A 12,370-nucleotide genomic window follows, 5' to 3' on the forward strand; every position below is an offset into this window, starting at 1 on the left:
CCACCCGCTCGGGTTCGCAAGAGGTGTGGTCGCGATTGGACCAGTCATCGTCCCGTTAACGTAGGATTTCGCGTGGGGACGCGTATCGGTGCAGGTGTGCCGGGAAGGAGATTGGTATGGCGAACAATTTTGACAATCCGTATTCGGCCAACCTGATTGGTCTGTGGGATTTCCGCCCCGGCGCGGAAACCAGCGACACCGGCCTTGGGGACGGTATCGCGCAGGATGGTACACCCGTGAATGGCCCCGATTTCAGTGCGGGGTGGATGTATACCGGCCATCCTGATGAGCGCATGGACGTAAACGATGGTGATGATGACCAATTTGACCTCGAGGAAGGGTCGGTGATCACATCGTTCCGCGTCTTCGGTCATCCGGGCGATGGCCCCTACACGGTGGTCAGCCGCGGTGTCGAGGACTCCGGCAATGTCGATGATGGCGCCGGCACCACCGCAGGGGCCGACAGCGGATATTTCGAGGTGCGCGTCACTAACGACGGCATGGTTGAGGTTCTGCACCGCTCGAACGGGGTCGAAGAGATCCTCAGCACCGGCGCCAATTTCTATAGCATCGGCGATATCGTCACCGTCACCTACGCCTGGTCCGACAACGGCCTGGACATGCGCGTGGTGAACGAGACCCAGGGGACCGAGACCACCGTGTCCAGTGACCAGACCGGCATGACGCTGGATGTCACGACCGGTGACGAACAGAGCTTTGCCATCGGTGCCCGCGAGGCGACCGATGGCGAATTCGACCAGAACTTTTTTGGCGGCATCGACTATGTGGCGGTGCTGGATGCGCCGGTGATCGGCCAACCCAATGGGATCGTCGACGGCACCCCGGGCAACGACACCATCGACCTGGGCTATACCGGCGACCCCGAGGGGGACGTGATCGACGGCGGCGACGCGATCGACCCGACCCATGGTCCCGATGACGATGTGGTCGACGGCGGTGCCGGCGATGACAGCATCGACGCGGGTGAGGGCGACGACACTGTCTATGCCGGCAGCGGCAACGACACGGTCAATGGTGAGGCCGGCGACGACCTGCTGATCGGCGACGACAACGCGCCAGGAGGCGGTGCTGGCGGTAGCACTCGGGAGGTGTTTGAATGGTTCCGTGCGCCTGATCCCGATGATGGAGGCGCGATTGATGATCAAGACGATCTCAGCGGCGGCTTTACCCAGACCACAGGCGGCGTCGATGTCACTTTCTCGGTGCTAAATGCTGACACGGGTGTCACCACCGAATTCGCCACGCAGGAACAGTTTGTCGGCAATATCGACACCAATGGTCCGGCGGCCACTGACGACAGCGCGCTGGAGTCCGAACTGAATGGCCAGGCGAACACCGGCACCTATCAGCTGGAATTCTCGGAAGCCGTGACCAACGTGTCCTTCCGGATCAACGATATCGACGGTGACGGCCAGGCGACGGTTCAGGCATTTGACGTCAACGGCGACCCGATCACGGTGAATATCGCCGGTGGGTTGCGTGTCACTGAAAGCGACACAGACAGTGTAGCCGGCAATGAAACGGCGACCGGCGACGGCGGTTATGCCGATCCCAACAATTCGAACTTCTCGATCTTGGTCACCATTCCGGGACCGGTTGCTCGCCTGACGATCGAACATGGCCAAAGTGGTCCGAACCCTAGCGAGATCAGTGTTACCGACGTTTACTTCGACGTTCCGAACACTGATACAGGCGTGGACGGCAATGACAGCCTGACCGGCGGTGACGGCGACGATACGCTGATCGGTCAGGGGGGCGACGACACGCTGACCGGCGGTGACGGAAATGACAGCGTCGAGGGCGGCGATGGTGACGATGTGATCGACACCTCGGGCAGCCTGTCGGGCAATCTGCCCGATCGCGGCTTCCCCTCGTATAACGGCCTGCCCGCGGTTCCGGCGGATCCGGTTGTCGACGATGACCGCGACACCGTCGATGGCGGCGAAGGCAATGACATGATCCTCACCGGGGACGACACCGACCGGATCACCGGCGGTGGCGGCAACGACACGATCGACGGCGGCCTGGATGACGACACCATCGAGGGTGGCGACGGCGCCGACATGATCGTGGGCGGCGAGGGCGCGGACTCGATCCTGGCCGGTACCGGCGACGACGTGGTTTATGGCGGTCTCGACCCGCGCTTCCCGGACAATCTCAACATCCGCGACGATGGCACCGATGGCCCCGCCGATCCCGAGACCACCAACGGGCTCGATTTCATCGACGGCGGCGACGGCAATGATACGCTCTATGGTCAGGACGACAACGACACCATCCTGGGTGGTGCGGGCGACGACCTGGTCGATGGCGGGATTGACCAGGACAGCATCGAAGGCGGCGACGGCAATGACACCCTGCTGGGACGTCATGGCGAGGACGAGATCCACGGCGGCAGCGGCGATGACGTGATCCTGGGAGGCACCGAAGCCGACCGTCTGTTCGGCGGCGATGATGCCGACACCATCGGAGCCGGGATCGGTGACACGATCGAAGGCGGTGAAGGCGGCAACGACATGGACGTGGCGATCGCTACGGGCCTGGCCGTGGTCAACTATGACCCAACCGATCCGACCGGCGAATCCGGCACCATCACCTATTACAACCCCGATCTGACCGTGGCAGGCACTGCCGAGTTCTCGGAGATCGAGAATGTGCTGGTGATCGGCGATCCGCAGGGGCCGGTTGGTCCGGGTGGTGCTCCGACCTTCCCGATCGCAGGCATCGACGGTGTGGTCGAAGGCACCGCAGGTAACGATACCATCGATCTGGGCTACACCGGCGATCCGGATGGCGACCTGGTGGATGGCGACGACGCCGTGCCGCCGCTGGTTGACGAGCAGGATGTGGTGCTGGCCGGTGCCGGTGACGATCTCGTCTACAGCGGTCTGGACACCGATGTGGTGTTTGCTGGCGACGGCAACGACACCGTGTTCGGCGAAGAAGGTGGCGACGCCATCGACGGCGGTGCCGGTAACGACTCGCTTGACGGGGGCGCGGGGCGCGACATCGTGTTCGGCGGCGAAGGCGACGATACCCTGTCCGGCAGCAACGAGAACCCCGACGATGGCGGCGATATCCTCGGCGGTGGCTTTGGCGACGACCGGTTCGTCAATGTCGGTCAGGGCGAGATCATCATCGGCGGTGAGGATGCCGACGGGCTGGACGAGGATGTGCTCGACCTGACCAATGCGGCTGCTCCGGGTGGCTCGGTCACCGTCGAATATGACGCAGGGGACCCCGAGGCGGGCACCGTGCGCTATTTCGATGCGGCTGGCGCCGAGACGGGAACCAGCACGTTCAGCGAAATCGAGACGGTCATTCTGCCTTGCTTCACGCCGGGCACCAGGATCGCGACCCCCAAGGGCGAGCGCCTGGTCGAGGAGTTGCAGGTTGGCGACCGGGTGATCACCCGCGACAACGGTATCCAGGAAATCCGCTGGGTCGGCGCCCGCACGCTGACCGGAGCAGAACTGGCCCGTGCCGGTCATCTGAACCCGGTCCTGATCCGTCAGGGCGCGCTGGGTGGCGGCCTGCCCGAGCGGGACATGATCGTCAGTCCGAACCACCGGATCCTGGTGGCCAATGACAAGACGGCGCTCTACTTCGAAGAGCGCGAGGTTCTGGTCGCGGCCAAGCACCTGATCGGGCTCGAAGGGGTCGACATCGTCGAGATCTCGGAAGTGACCTATATCCACTTCATGTTCGACCAGCACGAAGTGGTGCTGTCGGACGGGGCCTGGACCGAGAGCTTCCAGCCGGGCGATCTGTCGCTCGCCGGTCTTGCCGATGCACAGCGCGACGAACTGCTCGAGCTGTTCCCCGAGCTGAAGACCCGCGAGGGCGTCGAGGCCTATGCCGCCGCGCGCCGGTCGCTGAAGAAACACGAAGCCCGCCTGCTGATGTAACAGCGGGCTTCGGCCTCCCCGAATATGCAGCTTGAACCGCGCGGTCTCGGGGCGCGCGGGCAGGGCGGGGCGCGGTTTTCGCGCCTCGCCTATTGCCGTTTCGCGCGCCAGTCGGCCCAGGCCTCGGGCGTGTCCAGATCGGTGCGGGCATGCGCGCCCGGCAACGGGACCAGCACCAGCCGGTCGCGATGCGCCTGTACCACCGATTGCGCCCCGGTATCGCCGGTCAGTTCCAGAAGCGCGGGGAACAAGGCCCTTTGAAACACAACGGGATGGCCGGGATGTCCCGATGCGGTCGCCCCGCGCCAGATGAGATTTTTCGTCGAAAAATCTATGGCGCCCAGTACCAGCGTCAGGTCGTCACTGGTCAGGTCGGGCAGGTCGGCAAGCAGAACCATGGCTGCGGGCGTCTCGTCCGGCAACGCCGAAACTGCGCGGCGCAGGCTGGCATTCATGCCCTCGTCGGCATCGGGTACTTCGACGATATCAACGGGCAACCCCGCCAGCGCGTCATGGCGCGGATGCGGTGCCGGCGGCACGGCCACGATCACCGGTGCCACTTTCAGCGCCCGCAAGGCGGTCCGGCGCAGCAGCGGCATGCCGTCGATCTCTTGCATCAGCTTGTCGGCCCCGCCCATGCGACGGGACCGGCCCGCGGCCAGCAACAGGATGGGAATCGGCTTCATGCCGCAACTCTGGCTGCTGGCGCGGGAGTTGTCACCCGCGCATGCGCGCACCATCCGCGTCAAAAAGCGGCTGGCTGATCACCCGCGCGGGGCGCATCTGGCCCAGGATCTCGATCTCGACCTCAAGCCCATCGGCGATGCGCTCGACCGGCAGAAAACCCAGTGCGACCGATTTACCCGCGTGATGCGAATAGCCGCCCGATGTGCAGAAGCCCACCACCGCGCCCTCCAGCCAGATCGGCTCGTAGGCATTGACATCGGCGCCGTCGGCGTCGACTTCGAAGGCGCAGAGCCGGCGGGCAGGGCCTGCGGCGCGCTCCGCCTCGGCGGCCGCGCGGCCGATGAAATCCGCCTCTTTCTTGAAGGCGATGAACCGGTCCAGCCCGGTTTCGGCGGCGGTATAGTCGGGAGAGAACTCCCGCAGCCACGAGCCAAAGAACTTGTCCAGCCGCAGGCTCATCATCGCGCGCATGCCAAAGGGGATCATGCCGTGGTCCTGACCGGCCTGCCAAAGGGTCCACCACAGCTGGCGCTGCGCCATTGGATCGCAATAGATCTCATAGCCCAGATCGCCGGTATAGCTGACCCGCTGCACGATACAGTCGGTCATGCCCACCACCATCCGCCGCACATCCATGAAGCGCAGGCTGTCAACATCGTCGCGGGTGCAAGCGGCCAGAACCGCCCGTGCCTTTGGCCCGGCAATCTGGAATCCGTTACGTTTATCGCTGATATTTTCGATGGTTACACTGTCCTCCTGATGTTGCTGGAACCAGCGCATGTGATAATCCTGCGACCCGTAGGAGGCGGTCAGCTGAAACTCGGTCTCGCTCAGGCAGGAAACGGTGAAATCCCCGATCAGCTTGCCCTTGGCGCTCAGCATCGGCGTCAGTGACAGCCGCCCAGGCGCCGGGATGCGACCCGCCATGATCCGGTCGAGCCAGGCGCGCGCGCGCGGGCCTGTCACCATGTATTTGCCGAAGTTGTGGACCTCGTTGATGCCCACGCCTTGACGCACACCGCGCACCTCGCGGCCGGTGGCCGCAAACGCGTCCGAGCGGCGGAAGGAGGGGGTTTCATAGGTCGGCTCGTCGCCTTGGGCATAGTAATTGGCAACCTCCAGCCCGAATTGCTGGCCCCAGACCGCGCCCATGTCGGAAAAGATATCATACATCGGCGTGGTGCGGTTGGGACGCGCAGCAGGCAGTTCCTCGTTCGGATATGACACGCTGAACCGTTTCTGATAGTTCTCGATCACCTTGGGTCGGGTATAGCCGGGGCTGATCCAGCGGCCGAACCGGGCCACGTCCAGCGCGGTCACGTCGCGCTCGGGTTCGCCCTCGATCATCCATTGCGCCAGCGTCAGGCCGACACCGCCGCCTTGGCTGAACCCCGCCATCACCCCGCAGGCCGACCAATAGTTGCGCATGCCCGGCACCGGCCCCACCAGCGGGTTGCCATCGGGGGCAAAGGTGAAGGGGCCGTGAATGACCGACTTGACCCCGGCACTGGCCAGAACAGGAAAGCGTTTGTAAGCGAATTCAATGCTTTCCTCGATCTTGTCAAAGTCGTCGGGCAGCAATTCGTGACCGAAGGTCCAGGGCGTGCCGTCCACCGCCCAGGGCTTGCAGGGCTGTTCATAGAACCCGATGCACAGCCCGCGCCCCTCTTGCCGCAGATAGCTTTCGCCGGCGGGGTCCATCACATGCGGGTGTTCGCTGCCGCGCTCATAGATTTCGGGAATGTCGTCGGTGACGATGTATTGGTGTTCCATCGGGTGCAGCGGGAAATAGACGCCCGCCATCGCGCCGACCTCGCGCGCCCAGAGGCCACCTGCGTTGACCACATGTTCGGCGTGGATGGTGCCCTTGTCGGTTACCACGTCCCAGGTGCCGTCCGGGCGCTGGTTGGTCTCGCGCACCATGCAGTGGGTTTCGATGGTGGCGCCGCCCATGCGGGCGGCCTTGGCATAGGCATGGGTGGTGCCGGAGGGGTCCAGATGCCCGTCGAGTGGGTCGTAGAGCGCGCCGATGATGCCATCCAGATTTGTGATGGGGGCGATCTTGGCGATCTCTTCGGGGCCGACAATCTCGGTTTCCAGCCCCATGAACCGGTGTTTGGCCCGTTCGGCCAGCAGCATGTCGAACCGGTCGCGATTGTCCGCCAGCGTGATGCCGCCCACATGGTGCAGCCCGCAGGACATGCCGGTGATCTCTTCCAACTCCTTGTAGAGCCGGATGGTATAGCCCTGAAGCGCGGCCATGTTTGTATCGCCGTTCAGCGTGTGAAAGCCGCCCGCCGCATGCCAGGTCGAGCCCGAGGTCAGTTCGGACCGCTCGATCAGCATCACGTCAGACCAGCCCAGCTTGGTCAGGTGATAAAGGACGGAACAGCCGACAACACCGCCGCCGATGACGGCCACTCGGGTGGTGGTTTTCATTTCAGTCTCCGCTAGTCTAGGGACAGGTCTGACCTATCAGTCAGGGCAGATATGGCGCGGGTTCTTGTCGCTCTGCGACGGGATGTGTCGCAAATGAAATGTGCAGCCGGTTCGAGAGGGCGATTTGCGAGATAAACTCCTGAATATTGCCCGGCGCATGCTGCGGCTGCTCTATGTGCGGATCATCCTGATCGCCGCGCTCAGCCTGTTGTCGGTCCCGTTGGCGGCGCTTTTGGGTGATCTGATCCCGCCGGGGCTGGCCGACCGGATCGGGGCGGCAGCAGTGGACCCGATCCTGGCGACGCTGGCGACCAGCATGCTGGCGGTGACCACCTTTTCACTGACGGTGATGACCGGCGCCCATCGCGCGGCCTGGTCGCAATGGGGGCCGCGCACCCATGTGATCCTCAAGGACGATACCGCCACCCATTCGATCCTTGCCGTCTTTGTCGGGGCCTATCTGTTTGCCATGTCGGGCATGGTGCTGCGGCGCACGCCGATCTTTGGCGAACAGGAAAGCGTGGCGCTGTTTGCGATGACGATGCTGGTCATTGCCCTGATCGTGGTGTCGATCATCCGCTGGATCGCGCATCTGGAGGATCTGGGCAGTTTCGGCGAGACCCTGGCCCAGGTCGAACGTCGTGCGGCGGTGTCGCTGCAGGCGCTGGCAAAGACGCCTTGTTACGGGGCACACGCGCTCACCGAGGAGACGGAGCTGCCCGAGGACGGGCAGGTCCTGCGGGCGCCGCAGCCCGGATATGTCCAGCAGATCTTTGTCGAGATGCTGCAAGAGCTGGCCCAAAGGGCCGAAACCCGGGTCTATGTCACTGTTTATGTCGGCGATTACGTGCAGGAGGGGCAGGAACTGGCCCGGTTCGCTTGCAGCGATCTGGACGCAGAGGTCGCCGGGGACGCCTGCCGCGCCTTTGCGATCGAGGGCGCGCGCACATTCGTGCAGGACCCGCTGTTCGGCCTGTCGGTACTGGGCGACATGGCCTGCCGGGCGCTGTCGCCTGGGATCAACGATCCATCGACGGCGATCACCGTGATCGACCGGCTGTCCTCTCTGGTGCTGCTGGCAAATGGCGAGCAGAACGACAAAAGCCCGGCTTGCGACCGCGTCTGGTTGCGGCCGCTTCCGCCCGATGCCCTGTTTGCCGAAACCTTTGACAGGATCGCCCGCGACGGCGCCACCAATATCGAGGTGCAACTTGCGCTGCAGCGGGCGCTGGCGGCGATAGGCATGCGCAGCGAGGGTGAACTGGAACAAGCTGCCCGCCGTTCTGCCGCGCGCAGCCTGGCGCGGGGGCTCGCTGGGTTGAGCGCGGCCGAAGACCGTGACCGGCTGGAACGCGCTAGTCGCGGCTCTTGAACCGGCTCTGCTGCACCAGCCAGACGGTGAGCAGGGGGACAATCACGGTGATTGCGGCCACGGTCATCAGCAGATAGCCAAGCTGCGTGTAATCCGCCGGAACCGTCACCGTGCCGTCCTCGGCGCGGACCTCGCGGGTGACGGTATAGATCTGGTTGAGGTACTTGGTCCCAAGGCTCGAGGCCGACAAGGCCAGATTGGTGAATGAGGCCATGACCGCAAAGAACGTTGCCTTGAGGTTGGTGGGCGCATTGCGCGCGATCCAGGCCAGCATCGGGATCATCGCCACCTGACCCAGCGGCGATTCCACCGCCGTGTTGACGATTGCGATGAACCGCGCGTCGACAATGCCGCCGGTCATGGCGGCGGTCCAGTGATGCACCCCGTAGTAAAGACCGATACCAGGCAGCGACAGCACCCCCGCCGCCAGCGTCAGCAGGATCACGATATCGGCGATGGTGCGCGAGGCGATCATCGGCCGCAGCACCACCATGCCCACCAGGGTCAGAACCGAGGTGATGAGATACAAGAGCGACAGGAATTGCTGGTCAAAGCCCAGCACGTCGATATCGAACCAGGTCGAGGCCGCACCGTTCAGCGGCATGGCGCGGAACATGAAGACGATGATCGCGGTGCCGATCAGCGCGCGTGCATGCGCCTGATCCAGATTGCGCACCAGTTGCCGCATCAGGGTCAGCACGATGGCCATCGATCCGGCAAAGACGATCTCTTGCGAAAACGGCAGGTCCATCAGCCCGACGGTCAGCGTCATCGCGACAAAGATGGCGCCGCCGGTGAAATACCAGTGGTTCAGCCGCACCTTCTCGCCCTCGGGGTCGAATGCGGCCAGCGCGCGCACCCGGTCCATTCCGCCTGCGATCAGCCGCGCGATGGCCTTCCGTTTCTGCCAGCCGGCCAGCAGCACGCCCGAGATCGAGATACAGGGGATCAGAAGGGCAAGCGCATAAATATGCCCATAGCGGGCGGCTTTCTCGGCCGGGGCCAGCGTTTCGATCCCGTCGAACAGAACGATGTTCAGGGCGGCGACCGCGCTGGCGCCGCCGATCAGGGCGAAGCGTCCCAGTGTCTGCATGGTGGTGTGCTGGGCACGCTGCACCTCGGGCGACAACTCGGCGCCTTGCGCATCGTGGCGCGGCACCGCCTCGACCGACATGGCATCGGCAACCGCGTCCTGCACCACATAGCCGCAGGGCGCCAGGATCACCGCCAGCACGTACCAGGCGGTCACTGACATGATGACCGGCATCCAGTCGGCCCGGGTTGCCAGCCCGTACATGATGGCGAAACTGGCCGCGATCAGCGCCGCGCCCAGATAGATCAGCCAGGCCTTCCAGCGCCAGATCAGGTCGACCAGATGGCCCAGCGGCATCTTCAGCGCCCAGGGCAGCCCGGCCCAGAAGGCAAGCCCGGCGATGAAGGCCGCCGAGACATCCAGGTATTCCTTGACGAAGAACGTGCCGACAACGGCGGTCAGCCCCTGCGCGCCCGCCGCGAAATAGACCATCAGCGGCGGCAGGAACGACCAGCGCATCTGCCGGCCCAGATCGAGGACAACAGCGTCGAACCAGCCCCGGATCCGGCCCGCGCGGGTCATAGCGGGCGGATCTTGAGCCCGGTGATCCGGTTGCCCTCGCGGCCCGTCACCTCGAAGCGGAAGCCATGAAAGGCAAAGACCTGACCCACGGTCGGGATCATCTGTGCCTCGTGAATGACCAGTCCGGCGACCGTATTGGCCTCGTCATCGGGCAGCGACCAGTCCATCGCCCGGTTCACGTCGCGGATGGTCATGGCGCCCTCGACCAGGAACTGGCCATCGTCGCCACGGGTCACCGGCATCTCGGCATCGGGGTCGAATTCATCGGTGATCTCGCCCACGATCTCTTCGAGAATATCCTCGAGCGTGATCAGCCCGCGCAACGAGCCGTATTCGTCCACCACCAGCGCGAAATGGCTGCGGATGCGCAAGAAGGCGCGCATCTGGTCATCGAGTGTTGTGGTCTCGGGCACGAAATAGGGCGCGTTGGCGACCCGGGTGATGTCGAAATCCTTGAGCCGCGCGGTGTGACCCTCGCTGCCGCCAACCTGGGCATACATGGCGCGGAACAGGTCCTTGGCATGCACCACGCCGATGATGTTCTCGGGCTCGCCGCGATAGACGGGCAGGCGGGTATGGGGGCTTTGCAGGCAGTGTTCCAGAATGGTTTCGGGCTCGGCATCGGCATCCAGCATCACGATATTCGAGCGATGCAGCATGATTTCCTCGACCGTGCGCTCGGCCAGGTCGAGCGCGCCCAGGATACGGTCGCGGTCCTCTTTTTCGACCACGCCCTCGGAATGGCCGAGATAGAGCGCGCCGGCGATCTCCTCGCGCACCGCCATGATATGGCTGTCGGGGTCGATCTGAACGCCAAAGAGGCGCAGAACCCCCCGCACCAGAACCCGGACCAGGGCCACGATCGGTGAAAACAGCATCACCACCACGCCGATGATCGGGGCGACGGCGGCGGCGGCCTTTTCGGCATTGGTGATGGCGTATGTCTTGGGCAGCACCTCGGCAAAGATCAGGACCAGCATCGTCATCACGATGGTGGCCAGGGCCACGCCGCTTTCCCCGAACATCCGCGTGAACAGCGCGGTGGCCAGAGAGGCCGACAGGATGTTGACGATATTGTTGCCAAGCAGGACCGAACCGATCAGCTTTTCGTTGTTCTCGGTGATCTTGAGTGCCTTTTCGGCACCGCTTGATCCCCGGTCGGCCTGGCTGCGCAGCTTGCCGCGCGAGGCGGCGGTCAGCGCGGTTTCAGACCCCGAGAAGAAGCCGGAGAGAATGAGCAGGAACAGGATCGCGCCGGTCGTGATCCAGAAGGCGCTGTCGAGCGCGGAGGCAGAGGGGTCCATCGGTCCTGAAAACTTGTTTCGCTGTCATCCGTTATGGGGTCGGCGGGGGGCGCGATCAAGGGTTCAGTCGCTCTTGTCCTTGTCGTCGCGGGCCAGCGGGTGGTGATCCAGCACCAGTTCGGCCAGCCTTGCGTCCAGAACATGGGTGTAAATCTCGGTGGTCGAGACATCGGCATGGCCCAGCAGTGTCTGGATGGTGCGCAGATCGGCGCCATTGGCCAGCAGATGGGTGGCAAAGGCGTGGCGCAGCGTATGCGGGGTGACCTTGTCGGGCGAGACGCCGCCGGCGACGGCCAGTTCCTTGATCAGCAGGTAAAACCGGTGCCGGGTCAGATGCCCCGATTTCCCGCGCGAGGGAAACAGATGCTGCGAGCGGGCGCTGCCGCGCCGGGCGCCGTCCTCTTCGGCGGCGTCGCGCACGGTCAGCCAGGCGGCCAGAGCCGCGCGGGCGGGCGGCGACAAAGGCACCATGCGTTCCTTGCCGCCCTTGCCGCGCACCAGCAGCATGCGCGGATCGCCCCGCGCGGCCGACGCGGGCAGCGAGACCAGTTCGCTGACCCGCATGCCAGTGGCATAGAGAAGCTCCATCAGACAGGTATTGCGCAGCCGGTCGGCGCTGGTGCGGCCGGTCTGGCGGGCGGCCTCCAGCAGGCGGTCGACCTCGACCACCTCAAGCGTCTTGGGCAACGATTTCAGCCGCCCGGGTCCCTTGATCTGGATGGCGGGGTTGTCCGCGCGCCAACCTTCGTCAAAGGCGAAACGGTAAAGCTGCTTGATTGCCGAGAGCCGCCGCGCGCGGGTCGCGCGGGCCAGTCCTTGCGCGTCGCAATCGACCAGATAGGCCTCGACCGTATCGCGGTCGGCCCCGCCCAGCGTGGCGCCGCGCCGCTCCAGCCATTCGATGAAATCCTTGAGATCGCGGCCATAGGCCAGAAGCGTGTTGTTTGCGGCCCCCAGTTCGGCCGCCTGCGCGTTGAGAAAGGTCGAGATCCATTGATGCGGATGGGCAGGGGCTGTGGACATC

At 64.4% G+C, this 12,370-nt stretch carries 7 protein-coding genes; 2 read left to right on the forward strand and 5 right to left on the reverse strand.

Features of this window, described 5'->3' with window-relative positions; genetic code table 11:
- The first annotated feature begins 116 nt into the window (after positions 1–116).
- The gene (locus MB818_RS00745; RefSeq protein WP_238903510.1) at positions 117–3,929 is read left to right on the forward strand and encodes a Hint domain-containing protein; all 3,813 of its coding nucleotides are present in this window, start codon (positions 117–119) and stop codon (positions 3,927–3,929) included.
- 89 nt (positions 3,930–4,018) lie between these two features.
- On the opposite strand, the gene MB818_RS00750 is transcribed toward MB818_RS00745, so the two are convergent.
- Positions 4,019–4,615 carry a nucleotidyltransferase family protein gene (locus tag MB818_RS00750; RefSeq protein WP_234162416.1) on the reverse strand — a complete coding sequence of 199 codons (597 nt, stop codon included), beginning with the start codon at positions 4,613–4,615 and terminating at the stop codon, positions 4,019–4,021.
- 31 nt (positions 4,616–4,646) lie between these two features.
- Positions 4,647–7,055 carry a GcvT family protein gene (locus tag MB818_RS00755; RefSeq protein WP_234136435.1) on the reverse strand — a complete coding sequence of 803 codons (2,409 nt, stop codon included), beginning with the start codon at positions 7,053–7,055 and terminating at the stop codon, positions 4,647–4,649.
- A gap of 157 nt (positions 7,056–7,212) precedes the next feature.
- Here MB818_RS00755 and MB818_RS00760 point away from each other — a divergent pair, with 157 nt between their 5' ends.
- Positions 7,213–8,427, forward strand: a complete 1,215-nt coding sequence (locus MB818_RS00760; RefSeq protein ID WP_238903512.1) for a DUF2254 domain-containing protein — start codon at positions 7,213–7,215, stop codon at positions 8,425–8,427.
- Here the strand turns inward: MB818_RS00760 and MB818_RS00765 are convergent.
- From MB818_RS00765 to MB818_RS00775, 3 genes are all read right to left on the reverse strand, one after another.
- Positions 8,411–10,042: an MFS transporter gene (locus MB818_RS00765; protein WP_238903514.1), complete on the reverse strand. Its 1,632-nt coding sequence runs from the start codon at positions 10,040–10,042 to the stop codon at positions 8,411–8,413. The genes MB818_RS00760 and MB818_RS00765 overlap by 17 nt on opposite strands.
- Entirely contained in the window at positions 10,039–11,346 is a 1,308-nt protein-coding gene (locus MB818_RS00770; RefSeq protein ID WP_234136438.1) for an HlyC/CorC family transporter, read from the reverse strand. Before MB818_RS00770 ends, MB818_RS00765 begins: the two co-directional genes overlap by 4 nt.
- A 63-nt stretch (positions 11,347–11,409) precedes the next feature.
- A complete protein-coding gene (locus MB818_RS00775; protein ID WP_238903516.1) occupies positions 11,410–12,369 on the reverse strand; it encodes a tyrosine recombinase in 960 nt (319 codons plus the stop codon).
- Between the last annotated feature and the right edge of the window lies 1 nt (position 12,370).

Origin of the sequence: Ruegeria alba, from assembly GCF_022321465.1 — a bacterium.
Taxonomy (GTDB): domain Bacteria; phylum Pseudomonadota; class Alphaproteobacteria; order Rhodobacterales; family Rhodobacteraceae; genus Ruegeria_B; species Ruegeria_B alba.

Excerpts from the sequence above, each read along its gene's own strand:
- MB818_RS00770 (WP_234136438.1), bottom strand. The coding sequence starts at position 11,346 with ATGGACCCCTCTGCCTCCGCGCTCGACAGCGCCTTCTGGATCACGACC.
- MB818_RS00745 (WP_238903510.1), top strand. The coding sequence starts at position 117 with ATGGCGAACAATTTTGACAATCCGTATTCGGCCAACCTGATTGGTCTG.
- MB818_RS00750 (WP_234162416.1), bottom strand. The coding sequence starts at position 4,615 with ATGAAGCCGATTCCCATCCTGTTGCTGGCCGCGGGCCGGTCCCGTCGC.
- MB818_RS00775 (WP_238903516.1), bottom strand. The coding sequence starts at position 12,369 with ATGTCCACAGCCCCTGCCCATCCGCATCAATGGATCTCGACCTTTCTC.
- MB818_RS00760 (WP_238903512.1), top strand. The coding sequence starts at position 7,213 with ATGCTGCGGCTGCTCTATGTGCGGATCATCCTGATCGCCGCGCTCAGC.
- MB818_RS00755 (WP_234136435.1), bottom strand. The coding sequence starts at position 7,055 with ATGAAAACCACCACCCGAGTGGCCGTCATCGGCGGCGGTGTTGTCGGC.
- MB818_RS00765 (WP_238903514.1), bottom strand. The coding sequence starts at position 10,042 with ATGACCCGCGCGGGCCGGATCCGGGGCTGGTTCGACGCTGTTGTCCTC.